This is a genomic window from Sphingorhabdus sp. EL138 (genome assembly GCF_945890115.1).
Lineage (GTDB): Bacteria > Pseudomonadota > Alphaproteobacteria > Sphingomonadales > Sphingomonadaceae > Sphingorhabdus_B.
Genome location: NZ_CAMDCK010000003.1, coordinates 80,960 through 102,778, shown reverse-complemented (window position 1 = coordinate 102,778; position 21,819 = coordinate 80,960). Strand labels below are relative to the sequence as shown.

General features: G+C 56.9%; 23 protein-coding genes. 7 read left to right on the top strand and 16 right to left on the bottom strand.

Annotated features, from left to right (window positions below; genetic code table 11):
- The first annotated feature begins 1 nt into the window (after position 1).
- Together Q0O07_RS02310 and Q0O07_RS02305 are read left to right on the top strand one after the other, a co-directional pair.
- Positions 2-1,567 (top strand): lysine--tRNA ligase, encoded by a 1,566-nt coding sequence (locus tag Q0O07_RS02310; protein WP_295489852.1) that lies wholly within the window; start codon positions 2-4, stop codon positions 1,565-1,567.
- A gap of 44 nt (positions 1,568-1,611) precedes the next feature.
- The gene (locus Q0O07_RS02305) at positions 1,612-2,133 is read left to right on the top strand and encodes a DUF1003 domain-containing protein (RefSeq protein ID WP_295489849.1); all 522 of its coding nucleotides are present in this window, start codon (positions 1,612-1,614) and stop codon (positions 2,131-2,133) included.
- Here Q0O07_RS02305 and Q0O07_RS02300 read toward each other — a convergent pair.
- From Q0O07_RS02300 to Q0O07_RS02255, 10 genes are all read right to left on the bottom strand, one after another.
- Positions 2,126-3,049 carry a fatty acid desaturase family protein gene (locus Q0O07_RS02300; RefSeq protein ID WP_295489847.1) on the bottom strand — a complete coding sequence of 308 codons (924 nt, stop codon included), beginning with the start codon at positions 3,047-3,049 and terminating at the stop codon, positions 2,126-2,128. The two genes, Q0O07_RS02305 and Q0O07_RS02300, sit on opposite strands and share 8 nt — an antisense overlap.
- 57 nt (positions 3,050-3,106) lie before the next feature.
- Complete coding sequence (locus Q0O07_RS02295) at positions 3,107-3,994, bottom strand: alpha/beta hydrolase fold domain-containing protein (protein ID WP_295489845.1); 888 nt, start codon at positions 3,992-3,994, stop codon at positions 3,107-3,109.
- A 61-nt stretch (positions 3,995-4,055) separates the two neighbouring features.
- A complete protein-coding gene (locus Q0O07_RS02290; RefSeq protein WP_295489844.1) occupies positions 4,056-5,861 on the bottom strand; it encodes a DUF885 family protein in 1,806 nt (601 codons plus the stop codon).
- 142 nt (positions 5,862-6,003) lie between these two features.
- On the bottom strand, positions 6,004-6,714 hold the full coding sequence (locus tag Q0O07_RS02285; RefSeq protein ID WP_295489841.1) for a 2OG-Fe(II) oxygenase: 711 nt from the start codon (positions 6,712-6,714) through the stop codon (positions 6,004-6,006).
- A gap of 12 nt (positions 6,715-6,726) precedes the next feature.
- Positions 6,727-7,995 carry an amidohydrolase family protein gene (locus Q0O07_RS02280; RefSeq protein ID WP_295489840.1) on the bottom strand — a complete coding sequence of 423 codons (1,269 nt, stop codon included), beginning with the start codon at positions 7,993-7,995 and terminating at the stop codon, positions 6,727-6,729.
- Between the two features lie 105 nt (positions 7,996-8,100).
- On the bottom strand, positions 8,101-8,913 hold the full coding sequence (locus Q0O07_RS02275; protein ID WP_295489838.1) for an RcnB family protein: 813 nt from the start codon (positions 8,911-8,913) through the stop codon (positions 8,101-8,103).
- A 124-nt stretch (positions 8,914-9,037) separates the two neighbouring features.
- Positions 9,038-9,751: a D-alanyl-D-alanine dipeptidase gene (ddpX, locus tag Q0O07_RS02270; RefSeq protein ID WP_295489835.1), complete on the bottom strand. Its 714-nt coding sequence runs from the start codon at positions 9,749-9,751 to the stop codon at positions 9,038-9,040.
- Entirely contained in the window at positions 9,727-11,076 is a 1,350-nt protein-coding gene (gene accC, locus Q0O07_RS02265; protein WP_295489832.1) for an acetyl-CoA carboxylase biotin carboxylase subunit, read from the bottom strand. The genes ddpX and accC overlap by 25 nt, the downstream gene beginning before the upstream one ends.
- 2 nt (positions 11,077-11,078) lie before the next feature.
- On the bottom strand, positions 11,079-11,540 hold the full coding sequence (gene accB / locus Q0O07_RS02260) for an acetyl-CoA carboxylase biotin carboxyl carrier protein (RefSeq protein ID WP_295489830.1): 462 nt from the start codon (positions 11,538-11,540) through the stop codon (positions 11,079-11,081).
- 44 nt (positions 11,541-11,584) lie between these two features.
- On the bottom strand, positions 11,585-12,025 hold the full coding sequence (locus tag Q0O07_RS02255; RefSeq protein ID WP_295489978.1) for a type II 3-dehydroquinate dehydratase: 441 nt from the start codon (positions 12,023-12,025) through the stop codon (positions 11,585-11,587).
- Between the two features lie 88 nt (positions 12,026-12,113).
- Here Q0O07_RS02255 and thiS point away from each other — a divergent pair, with 88 nt between their 5' ends.
- Entirely contained in the window at positions 12,114-13,121 is a 1,008-nt protein-coding gene (gene thiS, locus Q0O07_RS02250) for a sulfur carrier protein ThiS (RefSeq protein ID WP_295489828.1), read from the top strand.
- Between the two features lie 64 nt (positions 13,122-13,185).
- Here the strand turns inward: thiS and Q0O07_RS02245 are convergent, their stop codons facing one another.
- The 5 genes from Q0O07_RS02245 to lnt form a co-directional block, all read right to left on the bottom strand.
- Entirely contained in the window at positions 13,186-13,929 is a 744-nt protein-coding gene (locus tag Q0O07_RS02245) for a LytTR family DNA-binding domain-containing protein (protein ID WP_295489826.1), read from the bottom strand.
- A complete protein-coding gene (locus tag Q0O07_RS02240; protein WP_367271028.1) occupies positions 13,926-15,095 on the bottom strand; it encodes a sensor histidine kinase in 1,170 nt (389 codons plus the stop codon). Before Q0O07_RS02240 ends, Q0O07_RS02245 begins: the two co-directional genes overlap by 4 nt.
- 62 nt (positions 15,096-15,157) lie before the next feature.
- On the bottom strand, positions 15,158-15,862 hold the full coding sequence (locus tag Q0O07_RS02235) for a tRNA (guanosine(46)-N(7))-methyltransferase TrmB (protein ID WP_295489823.1): 705 nt from the start codon (positions 15,860-15,862) through the stop codon (positions 15,158-15,160).
- A gap of 43 nt (positions 15,863-15,905) precedes the next feature.
- Positions 15,906-17,114: a methionine adenosyltransferase gene (metK, locus tag Q0O07_RS02230; RefSeq protein ID WP_295489821.1), complete on the bottom strand. Its 1,209-nt coding sequence runs from the start codon at positions 17,112-17,114 to the stop codon at positions 15,906-15,908.
- 60 nt (positions 17,115-17,174) lie between these two features.
- Entirely contained in the window at positions 17,175-18,896 is a 1,722-nt protein-coding gene (lnt, locus tag Q0O07_RS02225) for an apolipoprotein N-acyltransferase (RefSeq protein WP_295489819.1), read from the bottom strand.
- Positions 18,897-18,986: 90 nt separating this feature from the next.
- On the opposite strand from lnt, the gene Q0O07_RS02220 reads away from it, so the two are divergent.
- From Q0O07_RS02220 to Q0O07_RS02205, 4 genes are read left to right on the top strand one after another with little or no spacing between them, the layout of a single operon-like run.
- Positions 18,987-19,361 (top strand): hypothetical protein, encoded by a 375-nt coding sequence (locus Q0O07_RS02220; protein ID WP_295489817.1) that lies wholly within the window; start codon positions 18,987-18,989, stop codon positions 19,359-19,361.
- Positions 19,358-19,777, top strand: a complete 420-nt coding sequence (locus Q0O07_RS02215; protein WP_295489815.1) for a VOC family protein — start codon at positions 19,358-19,360, stop codon at positions 19,775-19,777. The genes Q0O07_RS02220 and Q0O07_RS02215 overlap by 4 nt, the downstream gene beginning before the upstream one ends.
- Positions 19,778-19,815: 38 nt before the next feature.
- Entirely contained in the window at positions 19,816-20,967 is a 1,152-nt protein-coding gene (locus Q0O07_RS02210) for a cupin domain-containing protein (protein WP_295489813.1), read from the top strand.
- Complete coding sequence (locus Q0O07_RS02205) at positions 20,951-21,148, top strand: hypothetical protein (protein WP_295489811.1); 198 nt, start codon at positions 20,951-20,953, stop codon at positions 21,146-21,148. Before Q0O07_RS02210 ends, Q0O07_RS02205 begins: the two co-directional genes overlap by 17 nt.
- A gap of 10 nt (positions 21,149-21,158) precedes the next feature.
- Here Q0O07_RS02205 and Q0O07_RS02200 read toward each other — a convergent pair whose 3' ends face one another.
- On the bottom strand, positions 21,159-21,710 hold the full coding sequence (locus Q0O07_RS02200; RefSeq protein WP_295489809.1) for a pseudouridine synthase: 552 nt from the start codon (positions 21,708-21,710) through the stop codon (positions 21,159-21,161).
- Between the last annotated feature and the right edge of the window lie 109 nt (positions 21,711-21,819).

The window sequence follows — 21,819 nt, the reverse complement described above, 5'->3', positions numbered from 1 at the left end:
TGTGACTGACCACCGGGACATAGCATTGGCATCAAAAGCCTGGCCTTATGAAGAGGCGCGGCGTTTGCTGAAACGCTATCCCCATGGCAAGGCCGATGGTCAGGCGATTGTCTTCGAATGTGGCTATGGCCCGTCGGGCTTGCCGCATATCGGCACCTTTAACGAAGTGCTGCGCACGACGATGGTGCGCAATGCGTTCCAGACCCTGTCCGATGCGCCGTCGCGCTTGATCGAATTTTCGGACGATATGGATGGCCTGCGCAAGGTGCCGGACAATGTGCCCAACCAAGCAATGCTCGCCGAACATTTGGGCAAGCCCTTGTCGCGCATCCCCGATCCGTTTGAAAAGTTCGAAAGCTTTGCCGCGCATAATAATGCGATGCTGCGCGATTTTCTGGACCAGTTTGGTTTTGAATATGAATTCATCTCCTCATCGTCGCAATATGAAAGCGGCGCGTTTGACGATGCCTTGAAAAATGTGCTGCGCAATTATCAGGGCATAATGGACATCATGTTGCCGACGTTGCGCAAGGAACGGGCCGCGACCTATTCGCCGATATTGCCGATCAGCGCAAAGAGCGGCGTTGTGCTTCAGGTGCCGGTTGAGGTTATCGATGCCGAGGCTGGCCTTATCCGTTTCGATGATGATGGCGACATGGTCACGCAATCGGTTCTGGGCGGCCAGTCAAAGCTACAATGGAAGGTCGACTGGGCGATGCGCTGGGTCGCGTTGGGCGTCGATTATGAAATGTATGGCAAGGATTTGACCGACAGCGGCGTGCAGTCGGGCAAAATCGCGCGCGTACTGGGCGGACGGCCGCCCGAAAGCCTGATTTACGAAATGTTCCTCGATGAAAAGGGCGAGAAGATTTCCAAGTCCAAGGGCAATGGCCTCGCGCTGGAGGATTGGTTGAAATATGGCACCGAAAACAGCGTTGCCTTTTACGCTTTTCGCGAACCCAAAAGCGCCAAGCAACTGCATTTGGGCGTCGTGCCAAAGGCTGTGGACGAATATTTCCAGTTCCGCGCGCAATGGCATGACCAACCCATTGAAAAGCGGCTGGGCAACCCTGTGCACCATGTCCACAATGGCCAAGTGCCGACGGGGCAGCCGCCAGTGACATTCGGCCTGTTGCTCAACCTTGTCGGCGTGATGGGGGCAGGCGCCACCGAGGCGCAGGTTTGGGCCTATCTTGGCAATTATGCCCATAATGTCTCGCCGGAAAACGCGCCGGAACTGGCCGAATTGATCCCGATTGCGCTTGCCTATAACCGCGATTTCGTCGCGCCGACGCTGCACAAGCGTAAGCCCGAAGGCGTCGAGATTGCGGCCTTGCAAACATTGGACGCGCGGCTGGCGCAATTGCCCGCCGATGCCAGCGCCGAGGATATTCAGAATATCGTCTATGAAATCGGCAAAGAGGGCGGATTTGAAAATCTGCGCGACTGGTTCAAGGCCTTGTACGAAACGCTTTTGGGTTCAAGCGCCGGACCGCGCATGGGCAGCTTCATTGCGCTTTATGGCTTGGCCAATAGCCGCGAGCTCATCGCCGAGGCGCTTGCATAAAAAAGACCCGCGCCATTCGGATGGAACATTGCAGGAGTGTTGACATGAAAGAACGGCCTTCCGTCGAAAAACTGGCGATTGATCTGCTTGGAAAGTCGCTGGACGAGTTGGAGACGGAAGAGGCCAAGGTGCTGCACCATATTCACCATGCGCAGCGCACCAGCCGTGATGTCGGCGATATTGTCGATGAACAGTCGACCTTTGGTGAGCGGCTGTCTGACAAGGTTGCGGCGGTGGGTGGATCATGGAAATTCATCATGGTCTTTGCCGCTGTCTTGTTGGGCTGGATGCTTTTGAACTCGCAGATATTGGGCAAATTGGGCACGCCATTTGACCCCTATCCGTTCATCTTTCTCAACTTGATGCTGTCAACGGTGGCGGCGATTCAAGCGCCCATCATCATGATGAGCCAAAATCGCCAGTCAGCCAAAGACCGCATCGCCGCCGCGCATGATTATGAAGTCAATTTGCGCGCCGAGTTAGAAATCCTGAGCTTGCATGCAAAAATCGACGCGTTGCTGGACATCATCGACCGGCAAAGCGCACGTGCGCCCTCGGTCAGTTGACGGCTTGCGCCAGAACATCCCGATAATGGGGTGATAGCGTCATCTTGGGATGATAGCCGCCGCTTCCCAGCAGGCGATGGGTCGCCGCCAGATTATAGCAGGGCACACCCATGAACAGATGATGCTCGCTGTGATAATTGACCCAATAAGGCGCGACCGTCGCACGGGCGATCAGGCCCGCATAAGTGGTCCGCGCATGGGTGAACGGGTCGCCGCTGCCCGTCGGGGTGCAGGCATGTTCGGCGATGTTACGGATGCGCAGGAATAATTGAAAACTCGTGGCCAGCGCCGCCAGCCAAAGCAGAAACGGCGTCCAGCCCCAGACGAGCAAAGATATCGTCAGCAATATGGCTTGTAAGGCTAAAAACCGGCCTACCGTGTGCGCGGTTGGGCTTGCCCCGCGCAACGCGCCTGCAAATTGCGCCCGGCGTTGCTTGTAAAATGTCTGTCCTGTCAGATCGCGGATAAACTTGCGACGCAGGCTATCGCGGCTGGTGGGGAAGGGGGCGGATAAAGAAAGGTCGGGGTCTTCGGGCTGCTGCGTATATTTATGGTGCGTCAAATGATAGGTGCGATAGGCGAATAAATCGCTGCCCGTCGCTGCGCCCGTCGGCCATTGACCGAGCCAGTTGTTGGTCTTGCGGTTGGGGTGCAGCAAACCATGCGCGCCATCATGCATCAGGATCGAAAGCCCCAATTGCCGCCCGCCCAATATCGCCAGCACCACAGGCGTTGCCAATAATCCGGCCAACCAGTGATAGTCCCATGCCGCTGCGCCGCCAAAGGCCGCAAGCGCAACCACCATCCAACCATGCAGCACAAGCCAGATGCCGCGCCAACGCGACAGGCGGGTAATGGCGCGCCAGTCCTCTGCCGCGAAAACGTCGCGCGGGTTGGCGGCCTTTACCGCTGGCATGATGCGTCATTTTTCATAGGGATAGCATAAAGCTTCACTGGCCCGAACGCAAATGCGTTACGTCACTGCCGGTGCAACAAAATTGGCCATTCTTGCCTGCGCCTTGCGCGATTCACGAAAGCTGAAAATCGGCCAATCATGCAGCATGCCCGCATGCTCGATAAGCTCCATCGAAGGCAGCTTGGCCTTTAACGCCCGCGAGTCTGTTACCAATATGTCGTCGCCGCCGGCAAAGGCGAGAATAGGTGGTAATCCGTCCCAATTGCCGAAAATCGGGCTGCATCTTGGGTCATCGCGGGGCAGGTCGCCCGCATACAGCATGCCGCCTGCGGAAATGCCGCTGATGGTCAGGATGCCGTCGCGTGGTTCCGTTTTCAACTGGTCGGGATGCGCGGGGTCAAGGTTGAGCCAAGGGCAAATGAGCAACAGGCTAGCGGGCAAAGCCTGCCCCGCATCGCGCGCCATGTGCGCCAACGCAGCGGTCAGGCCGCCACCTGCAGAGTCGCCGCCCATGACAAAGGCGGTGTCACCCATCTCCGCCAGATAGGCGGTATAATAATCCATCGCCCAATTGGTGATATAAGCGGCCGTATTTTCCGGCGCGAGCGGATAGAGCGGCGCGGTCACGGACCAGCCATGTTGCGCCGCCATGCGCGATAGAAATTTCCAATGAATGTCGGTTGCCGGATACACATAGCCGCCGCCATGCCAGAACAGGATATGCGCCGACGGCGCGCGGCCCTTGGGCGCAAGGTGCCACACAGGACGGCCCTGAAATTCGCTGTGCCGCATATCGACGTCGGCATGCGCTTTTGGTGATGGCAAGGGCCCGGAACGGACCTTTGCAATATTCTTTTCAAATTGCGGCCCACCGCTGAACATCCGGCGATAATAACCCGTGCTGCGCAGGACAAAACCAGCAAATCTGGCGGCAAAACTTGGCATAAATAATTTCCCCCTGACAGGCGGGCTATAGCAACATGCCACACCAATCAAGCGCATGCGCTTATTTTGACGCTGATATCCACTCGTCGATTTTCTTTTCAAGGACCGTCAGCGGCAACGCGCCTGTGTTCAAAACCTGATTATGGAATTCGCGCACGTCGAATTTTTTGCCAAATTGCGCCTTGGCCTTGTCCTTCAGGCGCATGATGGTCAGCGCCCCGATTTTATACGCCAAGGCTTGCGTTGGAATGGCGATATAGCGTTCCACCTCTGCGGTTGCATCGGTTTTGCCCATGTCGCTATTGGCGAGCATATAATCTATGGCCTGTTCGCGGGTCCAACCCTTGCTGTGCAGGCCAGTGTCGACCACAAGCCGCATGGCGCGCAGCATTTCGTCCGACAAGGTGCCGAAGCGTTGATAGGGGTCTTTGAACAGGCCCATGTCATAGCCCAAGGTTTCCGAATAGAGCGCCCAGCCCTCCACATAAGCGGTGTTGCCGCCAAAGCGCATGAAGGCGGGCAATTTTTCATTTTCCTGCGCGATGCTGATCTGGAAATGGTGCCCGGGCGCACCTTCGTGCAGATAGAGCGTCGTCATGCCAGGCGTCGTGCGGCTTGGCAGGTCATAAGCGTTGAAATAAAATGTGCCGGGGCGTGAACCGTCGGGCGTGCCGGACTGATAGCTGCCGCCAGCTTCATATTTTTCGCGAAATTCTTCATAAGGTTTGATCTCAAGCGGCGCCTTGGGAAGATATTTGAACTGCGTCGAAATCTGTCCATCGACAATCTTGCCAATGTCATAATAGCCTTGGGTCAAGGCATCACGGCTGGCGAGTTTGAATTTTGGATCCGAGCGCAAATGTTCAAAAAACTCCGACAAAGTGCCTTTGAAGCCGACTTCCTTGCGGATCGTTTCCATGCCCGATGTGATCCGCGCGACTTCGGATAATCCGAGATTGTGGACGTCGTCGGCCTTTAACGGCAAAGTCGTCGTTTGCTCGATCATATATTGATATAGGCCTTCGCCGCCCTTCATCGCCGATAGGCCGACCTGTTCGCGCGCCAAGGGCAAATAGCTGTCGCGCAGAAAATCGCGCAGGCGGGCATTGGCGGGGTAGAGGCCGTTTTCGATGATATCCCGATATTCAGCCGTGAGCCGCGCCTTGTCGGCATCGCTGAAACCGTCTGGGAATTTCAGGACTGGCCCATAATATGGCGATTCTTCGGTCTTTTGCGCAAGCTGCGTATTCAATTGATCGACGACATTCGTGATCGTCATCTTCGTTTCAAACACGCCCGTCGCCATGCCCTGACGGAAACGGTCAATCGACCGATCCATGAGTATAATGAATTCCTTATGGCGTTTCAGGTTATTGTCATAATCCTGCACGGTCTTGAAGGGCGCTGCGCCCTGTCCGCTGGCAAAGGTCGGGTAGAAAGTGTGAAAACCGAAAAAGTGATTGAGCGGACGGACGACGGTCAGGTCCATAATCTCTTTGGATAAGCCCTTGAGCGCATCCGTCTGGTTCTGTTTGAACACGTCATAAGCGATCTTGTCGGTCGCGTTCAGCCGGTTACGGTCTATGCTTTTCAAGCCCTCCAAATTGGCTTCGGCGGCTTTGCGTTCATTGGCGAAATAGGCATCGGAGATGAAATCGCCAAAACGGTCGGCATAGCGCATGTCGCCCCGGAACATCGCGTTCAACGGGTTACGCTGCAGGCTGGCCTCATCATCGGCAGCGAATAACGCAGCCAGTCGCTGGCTTTCGGTCGCGGCGGTTTCTGTCGGGGCTATCTGCGCCTGCGCGACCACTGGCGACAGCAAGGCAGCGCAGCTCAGCAGAAGGATATGGTGCTTCATATTCATGGGATATTCTCCGACAATATTTCAAATGCACTTAAGGGGGTGCATTATGGGAATGGCGCTTGCTGTCGGCGTCCTGCTGGCTAAGCGCAATATGGTTTCGACAGACGACAATAAGCGGGGGGCAAAAGATGCGCGATGCCTTTTACGACATTTTGGGTGTCGTAAGCTCCAGCCAGTCATTTTGTCGGTACCATTTGGTGATGATATGCTTCACCCCGCGAATGACCGGCGTGCCGGTATGCAATGTTTTATAGTTGAGCGTCCCGTCCGGCTTCACATTGTTCCACATCAGCATCATGCCGGCTTGCGGACGAATCCCCAGCCCCAGATGCGGGAATTCGGTCGCGCCGCCCTCTTTGGGTTCGTTCAAAAAGATCATCGCGGTCCAACTGCGCTGCCCGCCGCTCGGGCCTTCGTGGACCCAATAGCTTTGGTCTGGGTGGAAAAAATCGTGATGCGCTTTAAACTCTTGCCCGACTTGGTAACGCTGCCCCTGCATGGTTTCGGCATAATCATTGTCGATGCCCAAAACATCGCTCATCCGCGCTTCGACTTTGGCGATGAACGCGTCCCACCGGTTAAGATGGCAACTGTAACTGGTGCGAAAGCCCGCTTGCTCCGTGCCTGCATATAAGGTGGAGGGTACGGCATCGGCATCAATTTTCGCACGCAATGTCTTGCAGTCTTTGGCGCTTAAAAACCCTTGATAGATATATAATTGTGCATCGGCATGTTCGACCTGCTGCACCAGCGGATTGGCATCCAACCTTTTGGTGACATGCGTCCCAATCCGCGCCAGCTTGGCGGGATCATTATTGGGATCAAATTCTTTGGTGGGCGTATCTGTCTGCATAGGATCACCGAATCACGGAATGATGCGTCCTCTTACCATGACCCATTCCGCCGTTTCGAGGGTGCGAATATTATTGAGCGGATTTTCATTCACCGCCACCAGATCAGCCGAATAGCCAACCGCAATGCGGCCAATTTCATTTTCCAGCCCAAGCGTTTTGGCGGCAATCGTGGTGGCGCTGGCCAATGCCTCGGTCGGGGTCATTCCTGCGTTCACCAACAAGGCAAATTCGCCGCCATTGCGGCCATGTTCAAACACCCCAGCGTCGGTGCCAAAGGCGACAGTGACGCCCATGGCCCTTGCGCGGCGGACCTGACGGCCAGCAGCCTCAACCGCTTGTTTGGCCTTCACCTCGACTGTGGGGGTGTAAATGCCCTTGCCCAGACGGGCGCGCACGCCCTCCAGCGCCATCAGCGTTGGAACCAAAGCCGTGCCCTTGGCCTTCATCATCTTCAACGCCGCCTCATCGGCAAATGTGCCATGTTCGATGGAATCAATGCCCGCGGCGGATGCCGCCTCAATGCCGCGCGCGCCATGGGCATGCGCCATGACCTTTAGCCCAAGCGAATGGGCGGTGTTGGTGATGGATAGCATTTCTTCGCTCGTGAAATGCGCTTCCAGTCCGCGGCCCTGTTGCGACAAGACGCCGCCCGTCGCCGTAATCTTGATGACGTCCGCACCTGCGCGCGACGATTTGCGCACTTTTTCTGCGCATTCAATAGGCCCTGTGCAGGTGTAGCCCGATTCCAACGTGGCAATGACGTCGTTGCGGAAGCCAGACACATCAGCATGGCCGCCGACAATGGATAAAGCGGGGCCAGCGGCGATGATGCGCGGGCCAATGATGCGGCCTTCTGCGGTGCCACGGCGCAGGACAAAAGCGGTATTTTGTGCAGAGCCTGCCTCACGCACCGTCGTGAAGCCTGCTTTGACCGTCAACGCCGCGTTCTTCACGCCCATGACCACGCCCCATTCATCGGGGTTCACCGCCTCGTCACGATAATCATCGCCGGGGTCGCCAGTTAAATGGACATGGAGGTCAATGAGGCCGGGGACCAATGTCTTGGTCGACAGGTCAACGACTTTGTCCGCCTGAAACGGGTTGTTGATGCCTTTGGCAATGTCTTTAATCCGCCCGTCTTCGACTAAGATAACGGCTGGCCCAACGGGGCCTGTCGCGGCATCGGGGATGAGGTTGCCAACGATGATAGCTTGCGTCGCGGCGGACGCGGGCGCGACCAATGACACAGCGGCGCTTGCAAATAATAGACAACGTAACATCAAAACCTCTCCTGTGTTCATAGCGGAGAGTTTGGTCAGCTTGGGCCAATGTTACAAGCAAAAAAGCCCGGACGTTGAAGTCCGAGCCTTTTCGTTTTTATAGGCTTACCAGAAGAAGTCGCGAATGACGTCAACCACACGGCCGTTGCGCACATCGACCAAAAGGACATCGTCATAATAACGCACCCAACGGTAGCTGCCATAAGCGGCTGGCAAACGATATTGCCAAGGATCGTTAATCCAGTAACGCGAACCAAAATAGCCCGAACCTAAAGAAAAGCCGATGGAAATGCGGCTATAGCTGCGATCACGATAGGGCGCATAATACCGACCAGGGCGGTAATAATTTCGGTTTTGCTCGCGGTATTTGCGCCAGTTATAGCGGTTGTCATTGCGCCAATTGTTGGACCAGCGGCCCATTTGATTCCGGTCCAATTGGCCGTCGCGGTTGCGGTCATAGCGACGGTCAATGCGTTCATCGTCATTGCGGTCGAAGCGGCGGTCCAGACGGCCATCACGGTTACGATCCCAATTCCGGTCCAGATTGCCATCGCGATTGCGGTCCCAGCGGCGGTCAAGGGCACCATCGCGGTTGCGATCATAATATCGGTCGTCTTGGCGCGCTTCGCGGGCATCGGTGCGCGCACCATCCCGCTGCGGCGCGGCGCGATTTATGACTTCTGCTGCTGGCGTGGGTTCTTGCAATGACTGCAGGCGTTGCTGCCGGTTTTGCTGCCGCTCTGCGCGTTGCTCCGGTGCCGGGTTGGCCCGCGCCGCCTGCCGTTCGATGCGACGTCCCTCGTTCTGAACATCCGCATAGTTTTCAATCATCACATCCGGGCGGACAGGCGCAGCATGCGCCGCAAGTGGCGACAGCGTGGTCGCGGTTACCAAACTCAATAAGATAAACTTTTTCATGGTAGGTCCCCATGGCAGAGGCACCATGCTTCTGCGTTGGATCCTGTCTGCACCGATTCTGCTGAAGCGAAGCTGAACTATCTATTCATGTTCATGAAAGGAGGTCTTTTGATGAACGGACTCGTCAGGCGATCTTGTTAAACGGAATATCCATGACTGGGAACTGCGCCCAGCCGGTAAAATCAAAATGCCACCATTCGTTGGACAGGCCGACAAAACCCTCCGCCTCCAAATAGCTTGCCAGCCGTGCACGGTTGGCGATCGCGGCGCTGGACGCACCCATATAATCACGATGCGCTTTTTCGGAAAAATCATCAAACTCGGTCGGCATGTCGACAAGCTGTCCGGTCTGCAGATCATGCAAGGTCAAATCGACCGCGCAACCGCGATTATGTTTTGACCCGCGCTTGGGGTTGGCGACATATTCCTTTTTCGGGCCTACCGGCGTTGCATCCCACAGCTTTTTGGTAATGCGCCAAGGGCGATAGGCATCGTAAATGGTCAGGCCAAAGCCGTCGGCCTGCGCCATTTTGCTGGCGCGTGCGACCGCTTGTGCTGCTGGCGCAGCCAAAAAAGCCCGCGCTTCGTCATATAATATTCGGCCGGTAAAATTGTTGGCAGTCGCATAACGCATATCGAGCCGGATAGCCGGATCGAGATTTATCAGCTCTAACAGCCGCTTCGGGTCATCGGGCTTGAGCGCGGCGGCCTTGTCCGCTGGAATGAACAACACATCGCTGTCGGGCCCTATGGGCGCGCAGCCGACCAGCGGCAGGGCCGCCAGCCCAAAGGCCACCTCACGGCGGGAGGGGGTTATTCTGCGTCCTTCGCCAGCCATTCTTCAAGCCATTTGATGGTGTAATTGCCGTTTTGGAAATCAGGCTCTTCCAACAGCCGTTGATGCAATGGAATCGTGGTCTTCATGCCCTCAATCACAAATTCGCCCAGCGCACGGCGCAAGCGCATCAGGCATCCTTCCCGCGTTTGACCATAGACAATCAATTTGGCGATCATGCTGTCATAATATGGCGGGACCTTATAGCCATGATATAGGCCGCTATCGACGCGGACATACAAGCCGCCCGGCGGGTGATACCAGCTTACGGTGCCAGGTGACGGCATGAAGGTGCGCGGATCTTCGGCGTTGATCCGGCATTCCACCGCATGGCCTGTAAAGGTCACATCCTCTTGGCGAAACGAAAGCGGCTTGCCTTCGGCCACGCGGATCTGTTCGCGGACAAGGTCGATGCCAGTGATCATCTCGGTGACAGGATGTTCGACCTGCAACCGTGTGTTCATTTCGATGAAATAAAATTCGCCATTTTCCCACAAAAATTCGATGGTGCCAGCCCCGCGATAGCCCATATCGGCCATCGCCTTGGCGCAGATATTGCCCATGCGATCCCGCTCGGCCGTTGCCAGCACGGGTGAGGGCGCTTCTTCCAGCACCTTTTGGTGCCGCCGTTGCAAGGAACAGTCGCGCTCGCCCAAATGGACGGCATGGCCATTGCCATCACCAAAAATCTGAAATTCGATATGGCGCGGATTGCCGAGATATTTTTCAAGATAGACCGTCGCGTCGCCAAAGGCGGCTTTCGCTTCGGACCCGGCTTGCTGCATCTGCGTCTCAAGCTCTTCTTCGCTGTTCACGACCTTCATGCCGCGCCCGCCTCCACCGGAGGCCGCCTTGATGATGACCGGATAGCCAATGTTGCGCGCTATGGCTTTGGCTTCATTGACATCCTCAATCGCGCCATCGGAACCGGGAACAAGCGGCAAGCCCAATGCGCCTGCGGTCCGCTTCGCCTCCACCTTGTCGCCCATCGTGCGGATATGTTCGGGCTTGGGGCCGATCCATGTGATATTATGGCTTTCGACGATTTCGGCAAATTGTGCGTTTTCCGACAAGAAGCCATAGCCCGGATGGATCGCATCGGCATGGCTGATTTCGGCGGCAGAAATAATCGCCGGAATATTCAAATAGCTGTCGGTCGCGGAAGGCGGCCCGATGCAAATTGCCTCATCTGCCAACCGCACATGCATGGCGTCGGCATCAGCGGTGGAATGGACGGCAACCGTTTTGATCCCCATTTCATGCGCCGCACGGTGAATACGCAGCGCAATTTCGCCACGGTTGGCGATAAGGATTTTTTCAATGGCCATGTTTACGCAATCACCAACAGGGGTTGATCAAACTCAACTGGCTGGCCGCTTTCGACCAAGATTTCGGTCACCGTACCGGACGTGGCGGCGACAATCGGGTTCATGACCTTCATCGCTTCGATGATCAAAACGGTATCGCCCGCCTTCACTTGCTGACCCACGCTGACAAAGGGGGCGGCATCGGGTTCAGGCGTCAGATACGCCGTGCCGACCATCGGTGATTTCATGGCGTTGGCGGATATCGCAGGGGCGCTTGGTGCGGCGGCTGCGGCTGCGGGTGGCGCGACGGGCGCTGCCATCATCGGCGCGGCTATAGCGGTCATATTGCGGGATACGCGGATTTTGCGTTCGCCGTCCTCAACCTCAATTTCGCTAAGACCTGTGTCGTTCAGCAGCGCCGCCAGTTCACGGACGAGGTCTGTGTCGACCTGCATGCTGCCAGTAGTTCCTGTCTTTGCCGCCATGTAAAACTCCTTGCGCCTCTGAATTTACTTTGGAGCGCCTAATGTCAAAGTTGTAACGCTACGTCCAGCGCCAGTTCATAGGATTTTGCGCCATGTCCCGCAAACACCGCTTTTGCGGCCATGCCAACATAGCTTAAATGCCGGAATTCTTCGCGCTGATGCGGGTCGGATAAATGCACTTCAAATACCGGGACGTTAATCGCCTTGATTGCGTCCAAAATCGCGATCGACGTGTGCGTGTAACCAGCAGCGTTCAGCAACACCGCCTTGGCGCCGACGGCTTGCGCCTCTTGCAGCCAATCGATCAAATGGCCCTCATGGTTGGACTGCCGAAAATCGATGACGGCCCCTGCGGCGCGCGCGCGGTCGTCCAAATGGCCGGCGATATCGTCCAGCGTGTCGGTGCCGTAAATTTCGGGCTCTCTTGTGCCCAGCAAATTGAGATTTGGTCCATTTAGAACAAAGATTACCGGCTGGTCGGCCAAAGGATATTCCCCAGATAATGTCAAAGCAGCGGTTGCGTACACTGCCCGCCCGACACTATATGCCGGTGAATAAAAATTGCGAGATGAAATGACCTCTATCCTGTCCACCGATTCCATTGCCCTGACGCTCAATGGCGAATTGCGCCGTTTTCGTACTCATGCCACCGTGGCCGATCTTGTCCGCGATATCGGACTTGATCCGGCAAAGGTGGCGGTAGAGCGTAATTTGGAGATTGTCTCGCGCTCAACCTTGGAAGATGTGGTCTTGGCCGATGGTGACCGGCTGGAGATCGTCCATTTTGTCGGCGGCGGGCAGGACAGCGCCCCGAATGATAGCTGGACAGTGGCGGGACGCACTTTTCATTCGCGGCTGATTGTGGGGACAGGCAAATATAAGGATTTTGAACAAAATGCCGCCGCGCTTGTGGCGTCGGGCGCGGAGATTATCACCGTGGCCGTGCGGCGCGTGAACGTGTCGGACCCAAAGGCACCGATGCTGACCGATTATATCGATCCCAAAAAATATACCTATCTGCCCAACACCGCCGGATGCTTTACCGCCGATGATGCGATACGCACCTTGCGCTTGGCGCGTGAAGCGGGCGGCTGGGATTTGGTCAAGCTTGAGGTGTTGGGCGAGGCTAAGACATTATATCCCAACATGCGCGAAACGTTAAAGGCGACTGAGGTTTTGGCCAAGGAAGGTTTCCTACCAATGGTCTATTGCGTCGATGATCCGATTGCCGCCAAGCAATTGGAAGATGCAGGCGCCGTGGCCGTGATGCCGCTTGGCGCGCCGATTGGTTCGGGGCTTGGCATACAAAACCGTGTCACCATCCGTTTGATCGTTGAAGGCGCAAAGGTGCCGGTATTGGTCGATGCGGGTGTCGGAACTGCGTCCGATGCGGCAGTTGCGATGGAGCTGGGCTGCGACGGCGTGTTGATGAACACCGCGATTGCCGAGGCCAAGAATCCTGTTGCGATGGCAACGGCCATGAAATTGGCGGTCCAGTCAGGTCGGATGGCTTATCTGGCTGGCCGAATGGGCCGGCGCATGTATGCAGATCCCTCCAGCCCGCTTGCTGGATTGATTTAAAAACATAAGCGCATCGACTGATCACCAAAGACCTAAAAACGCGGGCAGACCTCTGTCGTCGTTTTTACTTTCCGGCGAGCCGCTTCACGTCGGCGAGATATTTTCGCCCAATGCGCATCGCGTGATCCTCGCCCAGCAAAGCGTGCCAGACCCCGCCACCTTCATGCCGAAGGCCCGTGATGAGATCGCGGCGCACAATATGGCTGCGGTGAATGCGCTGAAATTGTTCGGGGTCCAATCTTTGCTCCAGCACAGAAATCGTCTGGTGCAGCAAATAGCTGCGGCCATTGGTATATAGCCGCATATAATCGCGCTCAGCCTCAATCCGTTCAATGTCCATGGCGGCGACCCGAATAAGCTCCGCGCGGTGGGACACCCAAAATTCATGTGCGTAGCGGTTATCCGGCTTTGCCGAAGGGGCTGACAACTGCGGTTCGGCTTCGGTTGCGCCAGATGCGCGGGTGATCGCACGGCCAAGACGCTCGCTGGATACAGGTTTCAGCACATAGTCCACGACATCAAGGTCAAACGCCTCAACCGCGAAATTATCATAAGCCGTGATCAGGATGATTGCGGGTTTTTTCGCCATCAGCCCCAAGGCGCGGGCGGCGTTGATGCCATCCATTTTGGGCATGCCGATATCGAGAAAGATCAGGTCCGGCGTCACTGTTTGGGCAATGCGCAGCGCCTCCACACCGTCATTTGCCGTGCCGACAATTTCGATCATGGGATGATCCGCGCTTAATATTAGAAGGCGCTCAATCGCCAGAGGCTCGTCATCGACAATCAACGTCCGCAGCCGCCTCATGCCGCTATCCTCCGGCTTAGGGGCAAACGCAGATTGGCGACAAAGCCCCCGCCCGGAATCGCTTGTGTATCGAGGCGCGCCGCCGACTTATAGCGTGCCTCCAATCGGTCGCGGACATTGGCCAAGCCAATGCCGTTTCCGCCAACATGGTCTGGATCGACGGCTTCGCCATCATCGATGACGCTGAGGATAAGAACATCCCGCTCAATTTTGGCGCTGATGGTCAATGCTACAGGACGGGTGGTGCGGGAGACACCATATTTAATCGCGTTTTCGACCAAAGGCTGCAGGATCAATGCTGGGACATGTTGCCCCAGTAAGGCGTCTGGAATGTCGATTTTAACACGCAGCCTTTTGGGATAACGCACGCTTTCAATTTCGAGATATAGCCGCTGAAGTTCGACTTCTTCTGCCAGGGTGACATCCTCCAGCGGGTCGGACGACAGGCTTGTCCGGTAAAAATTGGACAGATTCTGGATCATCGCTTCGGCCTCTTTGGGCTTTCCGGTCATGACGAGGCTGGACAGCGAATTCAGCGTATTGAACAGGAAATGTGGATTGACCTGATAGCGCAAGGAACGCAGCTCTGCATCTTGGGCCGCTTGTGCAAAGCGGCCCGTTTTGCGTTCGGCTTCGCGCACTTCACGCGCATAGCCAATGGCGACATAGAGCGATCCCCATGCGATCAGGAAAAAATAATGCGTCACTGAGATATCGGCAATTTCCTGCCAAGAGGACAGGCCCAGTTGCGCTTTCAGATCTTCAACCGAGCGGCCAATGCTTGGGTCTTTAAACAGGCTGACGGGGTCATACAGGTTGAAGATATAGAAATTGGCGGATGCCAGAAGCACGGCGCACGGAATGGCCCCAATGAACGCCAGACTGACCCGAAAGCCAAGCGAGCGGCGGTCGGCCATGCGCAAACCGACATAGAGTATCCACGTCACAAGCACGCCGACCAACGCCACTATCAAGCGCCGTTCGAACAAGACAGCTTGCGCAGGAAAGTCGAGCAATGCGGCGCGCAGCGACAAGATGAGCGCATAAAAAGCCCAAAAGCCAATGATGGTTAACAACGCCATCTTGTGGCCAATGAGCGGATGCGGGGACGTGGCTCTCTCCATATCTTCCCATACCGTATTTTGCGCCGCTTGCACCACGTGCATCGTCTCTCGTCGAACGCTTGGCCAAGTTCGTCGAATGTTTATCTTTGGCTTAGGTCCTGACCCTAGGTTTCTTTGCGGCGATAGCGGAAATACCAAACTTCATGCCCAAGGCGGCGCGCCTTGGCCTCATAGCGGGTTTCCGGCCAGCCACCGGGGCGGTTCTGGAAATCGGACGCGTTATTGCACAGCCAGTCAAATTGCAGCCGGTGGCGCTGCATAATCATCAGCGCGTGGCGGACATAGACGGGATGGTCGGTGCCAAAGCGAAATTCGCCGCCGGGTTTTAGTTTTGCTGCAATCAAATCGACCGGCCCGTCATTCATCATCCGGCGCTTGATATGCCGCGCCTTTGGCCATGGGTCGGGGTGCAGCAGATAGACGAAGGATAATGACCCGTCGGGAACACGGCGCAACATTTCCAACGCGTCGCCCATATGCAGGCGGACATTGTGCAGGCCACCTTCGCGGATATGTGACAAAGCTTGTGCAACGCCGTTCAGAAATGGCTCGCAGCCAATAAAGCCATGATCGGGTAGCAAGTCGGCGCGGAAGGCCAAATGCTCGCCGCCGCCAAAACCAATTTCGAAATGCATCGCGCGGTCGTCGCCGAACAATTCCTTGCTGCCCAGCGCGCCTTCGCCCGGCACCGCAATTTGCGGCAGCAGATTGTCGATTAAGTCAGCCTGCACCGAATGCAGCTTCTTGCCCTTTGAACGGCCATATAGGCGGTTCAGTGTCGTTGGATCGCCGATCTTGTTCGCAGTCATGCGGGTGGCGGCTAAACTTTCGGCCGCCACCCTGCAAGCCTAATCACGCCAAAGCGGCTTTGAGGTCCTCGACCAAGTCCGTGCGTTCCCATGGGAAGAAGTCACCTTCGGGCTTGCGACCGAAATGGCCATAAGCGGCGGTCTTGCGGTAAATGGGCTTGTTCAGCCCAAGATGCGTGCGGATGCCGCGCGGCGTGAGGCCACCCAATTTTTCGATGCCCATGATGGCGGCTTCAATCTGGTCATCGTCGACCGTGCCAGTGCGGTGCGTGTCGACATAAAGCGACAAAGGCTTGGACACGCCAATGGCATAAGCGAGCTGAATGGTGCAGCGTGTGGCAAGGCCAGCAGCGACGATATTCTTCGCCAAATAACGCGTGATATAGGCTGCAGAACGGTCGACCTTCGTCGGGTCCTTGCCTGAAAACGCGCCGCCGCCATGCGGGGCTGCGCCGCCATAAGTGTCGACAATGATCTTGCGGCCCGTCAGACCCGCGTCGCCATCGGGTCCGCCGATTTCGAAGCTGCCCGTTGGGTTGATGTGATATTCGGTTTCAGTGAGCATGCTTGCAGGCAACAGGTCAGCGATGACGCTTTTCACATAATTGTGCAGTTCGGCTTCCTGCGCGCCTTGGTCATATCCCGGCGCGTGCTGTGTGGACACAACGATTGCAGTGGCGGCCTCTGGCTTGCCTTCGCTGTTGTAGCGCAAGGTGACTTGGCTTTTGGCGTCAGGCTCGAGGAACGGCGCCTTGCCCGAATGGCGGTCGGCGGCCATGCGCTCGAGGATCTTGTGGCTGTAATCCAGCGTCGCTGGCATCAGGTCAGGCGTTTCAGTCGAGGCATAACCGAACATGATGCCTTGGTCGCCAGCGCCTTCGTCCTTGTCGCCCGCGGCGTCTACGCCCTGCGCGATGTGTACAGATTGGCCATGAAGGTTATTTTCAAAGCGCAGGGTTTCCCAATGAAAACCCTTTTGCGCGTAACCGATTTCCTTAACGGTGCGGCGGACGGTGGCCTCGATTTCTGCCTTGGCACCTTGGGCCCACTCACCATTTTCATACACGCCTTTGCAGCGAATTTCGCCCGCGAGCACTACCAATTGCGTCGTCGTCAGGGTTTCGCACGCGATGCGCGCTTCGGGATCTTTGGATAAAAACAGATCGACGATGGCGTCGGAAATCTGGTCCGAAACCTTATCAGGATGTCCTTCGGACACGGATTCGGACGTGAAGAGGTAATTTGAGCGCATGGTTTTTCCAGTCTGTTGCTGTTTCTGCGTATAAAGAATTCTTTATATCGTTAGACGCCTTTAGCGAGAACCGCGACGGTGGGCAAGCGGTAACAATGCGAACAGAATAAGCAGCCCAGCAAAAGCCAGCGGAATGACATTACCAAATCGCGCGAACAGGGTTGGTGCTGTGGCGCGGGGTATCACGGCATCGATGCGGCCATCGGTGCCCAAGGGCAGGCTTTGCACGATCTGGCCATTGGCGTCGATGATGGCGCTGATCCCTGTGGGTGTTGCGCGGATGACGGGCAGGCCTTCTTCAATGGCGCGCAACCGAGCCTGCGCCAAATGCTGCGGCGGGCCAATAGTGCCGAACCACGCGTCGTTGGATGGGTTGAAGATGAAATCGGGTCGGTTCTTGCGGTCCACCGTCTGGCCCGAGAAAATAATCTCATAACAAATCTGCATCCCAATTTTCACTGGTTTGCCGTCAATGGTCACGGTGATTGTCTGCGCGCCCGGCCCCGGCCAGAAATCAAGATCGCCCGGCACCAATCGCGCGAGGCCAAGTGGCCTCAGCAACCATGGCAAGGGCAGATATTCGCCATAAGGCACCAGATGCGCCTTGTCATAATGGCCAAGGACACGGCCAAAGGCGTCCATGGCCGACACGCTGTTGCGCGCGGCGACCAATTGACGTTTTTCAAAAATAAGGCGGTTTGCACCCGTCACCAACACATCATTATCTGCCATCAGCGTAGTGAGCCGCGCGCGCGCGCCAGCCGCGCTATCGCCAGCCTGTCCCTGATAATAACGATAGGGATATCCGTCCTCCAGATAGTCCGGAATCGCCGCCTCCGGCCAAAGGATCAGGCGCGGGGCTTGATTTGGCAAAGGGCGGCTGTGCATCGCCAGCTTGGCGAAGTTGATCACGTCATAGCCGGGTGCATATTTGTCGGCTTGGGAGATATTGGGTTGCACGACGGTGACGGCGGTTCGCCCGCTGAGCGACGGCTCATCCACATAAATATTGGCCGACGACAAAATGGCCACGCCGACAATCGCCGCCAAAACAAATCCGTTTGTCCAACGTCGACTGCAGAGCAGCGCCATCGCACCGCTGGCCAAGATCATCAGCCCCCCAGCGCCGTAGGTCCCGATTGTCGGAAGCCAAAGATCAAACCAGTGCGAAACAAATCCGACCGCGAGCGGATTCCAAGCATAGCCGGTAAACACCCAACTGCGCAGCCATTCGGTGATGATCCACAGGCCAGCAAAAGCCAAGATGAGGGGGAGGGAAATCCTCCCCATTACGGGGGAGCCGTAGGCGTTGCGGAGCAACAGCGGGACCGCCGAAGGTGGTGGAGGGGGCGTGAAGTCGGACGCTGCGTCTGCTGCCTGCCCCCCTCCGTCACGCGCTGCGCGCGCGCCACCTCCCCGTGAACGGGGAGGATTTGAAAGCAGCCACGCCCCTGCCGCCGCCAAGGCAGGGTAAACCGCCAAATACAACGCCAGCGCGACCACGGCGATATAGCCAAGCCAGATCGGCATCGCGGCCTGAAAGGTAAAGGCGACCGCAATCCATTGATTACCAAAGGTGAAATGCCCGACCCCGAACAGCCAGCCAAGAATGAAAGCCCGCTGTGTATTTTGGGCATGCGCCATCAGGTGGATCAGCAACGCAAAGCAAACGAGCGTTAACGGCCAAAGCCCCCAAGGTTCAAAGCCATAAGCCGACAATGCGCCAGCGCCTATAGCGGTCGAGCGCGCAAATCGGTGAAGCAGGGCGGAGATTTTCTGCACGCACCGCCTTTGCCGTTCATATGTGACAAATGCAATCGGGCAAACAAGGTCCTTGCTTGCGGTTCGCAGTGTGCCTGCTAATTCAGGTGCATGCTATTTTTCGCCATCGCGCTTGCCGCCATTACCCCTTCTGCACTCACCGATGCCCATCAAGGCGATATCGTCTGTGTGGCCGTCATCGCGACCTTGGCCGAGAAACAGCGGACAGGCATCGCGCCAGCCGATGCGCCCGACGTCCGCCAATCGGGCAAAAAATGGGCTGGCATTGTCGGCAACCGGATCACCACGCAAAGCGGGCAACCGCGCGAATTGGTCGCGGTCGCTATGGCGGAAGCCGCGAAAGCCGAATTTCAGCGGCCAAGTGATCTTGCGCGGATCAACTATTGCGCCGTGCAAATGACGGCGGAACTTGCTAGTGCCGAAAGCATCAACAAACCCTTGCCCAAGCCGGTGACATCCAAATGAGCTTACGCCCCTTCCATCTGGCCTTTCCTGTCCACGACCTTGCCGAAGCGCGGCATTTTTACGGGGGCATCATGGGCTGCGCCGAAGGGCGGTCATCCGACCAATGGATCGATTTCAATTTTTTCGGCCACCAAATTGTCGCATATTTGGATAGGTCGGCGCGTAGCGTTTCGACGCATAATCCCGTCGATGGGTATGACGTCCCCGTGCCGCATTTCGGCGTTGTTTTGGACATGGGCCAATGGGAGGCATTGGCAGAACGCATGCAGGCGGCGGGCGTCCGGTTTGGTATCGAGCCACATATCCGGTTCAAGGGGCAAGTGGGCGAGCAAGCCACCATGTTCTTCACGGACCCAAGCGGCAATGCGTTGGAGTTCAAGGCCTTTGCCGACGATGCGAATTTGTTTGCGCGCTGACGCTTGCATTTTGCCGCTTTAGGCCACAGCGCGACGTCATGGACTTTCAAAATTTCGACATTGATCAATTTCTGCGCGAATATTGGCAGAAAAAACCGCTGCTGATCCGCAACGCGTTTCGCGACTGGCAAAACCCGCTGGAGCCTGACGAGCTGGCGGGGCTGGCTTGCGAAGAGGAAATGGAATCGCGGCTCATTTGCCAAACCGATGCGGGGTGGGAGATGGAGCAAGGTCCGCTGGCCGAAGAACGGCTTTCTGGCCTTGGTGAAAGCCATTGGACATTGCTGGTGCAAGCGGTCGACCATCATGTGCCGGCGGTTGCCGACCTGATCGCGCCGTTCCGTTTCATTCCCAATTGGCGCATTGACGATGTGATGGTCAGCCTTGCCGCCGACCAAGGCGGGGTGGGGCCGCATTTCGACCAATATGATGTTTTCCTCATCCAAGGGCTTGGCCGCCGCCGCTGGCAGATCGGGCCGCACTGCGACGCCGATACTTTGTTGCTGCCGCATGACGATTTGAAATTGCTCAGCGCATTTGCGGCCACCGAGGAATGGGTGCTGGAGCCCGGCGATATCCTCTATGTCCCGCCGGGCATCGCGCATAATGGCGTTGCGGTGGGTTCGGATTGCATGACCTATTCGGTCGGTTTCCGCGCACCATCGCACGCCGACCTTTTGGGGCATTATGTCGATGATGTTCTGGATGGCATTCCCGATGACGAACTCTACCGCGACCCGGATTTGAAGGCCCAGGCCAATGCAGGCGAGATTTTGCCTGAGGCGCTGGGTCGCTTGCAGCAGATGATGTTGGAATCGCTGTCCGACCCTGCCCATTTCGCCCGCTGGTTCGGTACCTTCAACAGCGCGCCCAAATATCCCGACATGGATTGGCGACCCGAAATACCCGTTACGCCGGAGGACGTGCGCGCGGCGATCAGCGCGCAAGTGCCGCTGTCGCGCAATCCGGCGAGCCGACTGGCCTTTATCGCCACAGGCGCGGACGCGCTCATGCTGTTTGCCGATGGTGTCTGCTTCGACTGCATTGGCGAAACGGCGGCCTTGGCGAGAGATTTGTGCGCTGCGGATAGCGTGGTTCTCGACGTTGCACTGGCGGGCAGCGCGGCGGCCATCGATTTGCTAACTCAGCTCTGCAATAATGGCTGCATCGCATTTGATAGCGAGGATTGATCTGCGCACGCGGTTAAGCATCTGCGCGAAGAAAGCGCGTTATGTGTCGGAGGCTGACGCGCTATCGGCGATAGCAGCGGCGACCATCACGCTGCGGCATTATGCCTGCGACCGTTGCGGGAAGTTTCATTTGACCAGCCGGACCAAGGGCAAGCGCATCCCGCGGCCAGCATCGGATTGAACGTAACGCCTTAGCCTTCAACCGCGCGCCAGCTTCCCGGCGCAAGGCCATCCATCGTCCATTCCCCAATCGCGCGGCGGACCAGACGCAAGGTCGGATGCCCGACGGCAGCGGTCATGCGCCGGACCTGACGGTTGCGGCCTTCACGGATCGTCAGCATCATCCAGCTATCGGGTACCGACAGCCGCACGCGGATCGGCGGGTCGCGCGGCCACAGCATGGGGTCGGCAATCCGCTCCGCTTCGCAGGGCAGGGTCAAGCCGTCTTTCAACGAAACCCCCCGCCGCAACTGCACCAGCGCATCGTCGGTCACTTCGCCCTCCACCTGCACCAGATAGCTTTTGGCCATTTTATATCTCGGGTCCGATATCCGCGCCTGCAACCGGCCATCATCGGTCAGCAGCATCAACCCCTCACTATCCATATCCAACCGCCCAGCCGGATAGACACCGGGCACATCGACAAACTGCGACAAAGTAGGCCGCGGCGAACCCTCCGTCCCCTTGTCGGTAAATTGCGGCAAGACGCCATAAGGTTTGTTGAACAGGATGATGCGCGACATGGAGATGCTGTAGCGAAAGCGGGGGCGATGCGAAATGCTGTTGTGGGTGGGGGAGGATAGTTGGTTATGGGAGTTTTTCTAAAATAACCAAATAGACTAAAAAAATATT

Bases quoted from the DNA above. Each gene is read 5' to 3' on its own strand.
- Q0O07_RS02305 (WP_295489849.1), top strand. From the start codon at position 1,612: ATGAAAGAACGGCCTTCCGTCGAAAAACTGGCGATTGATCTGCTTGGA.
- Q0O07_RS02300 (WP_295489847.1), bottom strand. From the start codon at position 3,049: ATGCCAGCGGTAAAGGCCGCCAACCCGCGCGACGTTTTCGCGGCAGAG.
- Q0O07_RS02295 (WP_295489845.1), bottom strand. From the start codon at position 3,994: ATGCCAAGTTTTGCCGCCAGATTTGCTGGTTTTGTCCTGCGCAGCACG.
- Q0O07_RS02290 (WP_295489844.1), bottom strand. From the start codon at position 5,861: ATGAATATGAAGCACCATATCCTTCTGCTGAGCTGCGCTGCCTTGCTG.
- Q0O07_RS02285 (WP_295489841.1), bottom strand. From the start codon at position 6,714: ATGCAGACAGATACGCCCACCAAAGAATTTGATCCCAATAATGATCCC.
- Q0O07_RS02280 (WP_295489840.1), bottom strand. From the start codon at position 7,995: ATGTTACGTTGTCTATTATTTGCAAGCGCCGCTGTGTCATTGGTCGCG.
- Q0O07_RS02275 (WP_295489838.1), bottom strand. From the start codon at position 8,913: ATGAAAAAGTTTATCTTATTGAGTTTGGTAACCGCGACCACGCTGTCG.
- ddpX (WP_295489835.1), bottom strand. From the start codon at position 9,751: ATGGCTGGCGAAGGACGCAGAATAACCCCCTCCCGCCGTGAGGTGGCC.
- accC (WP_295489832.1), bottom strand. From the start codon at position 11,076: ATGGCCATTGAAAAAATCCTTATCGCCAACCGTGGCGAAATTGCGCTG.
- accB (WP_295489830.1), bottom strand. From the start codon at position 11,540: ATGGCGGCAAAGACAGGAACTACTGGCAGCATGCAGGTCGACACAGAC.
- thiS (WP_295489828.1), top strand. From the start codon at position 12,114: ATGACCTCTATCCTGTCCACCGATTCCATTGCCCTGACGCTCAATGGC.
- Q0O07_RS02245 (WP_295489826.1), bottom strand. From the start codon at position 13,929: ATGAGGCGGCTGCGGACGTTGATTGTCGATGACGAGCCTCTGGCGATT.
- Q0O07_RS02240 (WP_367271028.1), bottom strand. From the start codon at position 15,095: ATGCACGTGGTGCAAGCGGCGCAAAATACGGTATGGGAAGATATGGAG.
- Q0O07_RS02235 (WP_295489823.1), bottom strand. From the start codon at position 15,862: ATGACTGCGAACAAGATCGGCGATCCAACGACACTGAACCGCCTATAT.
- metK (WP_295489821.1), bottom strand. From the start codon at position 17,114: ATGCGCTCAAATTACCTCTTCACGTCCGAATCCGTGTCCGAAGGACAT.
- Q0O07_RS02220 (WP_295489817.1), top strand. From the start codon at position 18,987: ATGCTATTTTTCGCCATCGCGCTTGCCGCCATTACCCCTTCTGCACTC.
- Q0O07_RS02215 (WP_295489815.1), top strand. From the start codon at position 19,358: ATGAGCTTACGCCCCTTCCATCTGGCCTTTCCTGTCCACGACCTTGCC.
- Q0O07_RS02210 (WP_295489813.1), top strand. From the start codon at position 19,816: ATGGACTTTCAAAATTTCGACATTGATCAATTTCTGCGCGAATATTGG.
- Q0O07_RS02200 (WP_295489809.1), bottom strand. From the start codon at position 21,710: ATGTCGCGCATCATCCTGTTCAACAAACCTTATGGCGTCTTGCCGCAA.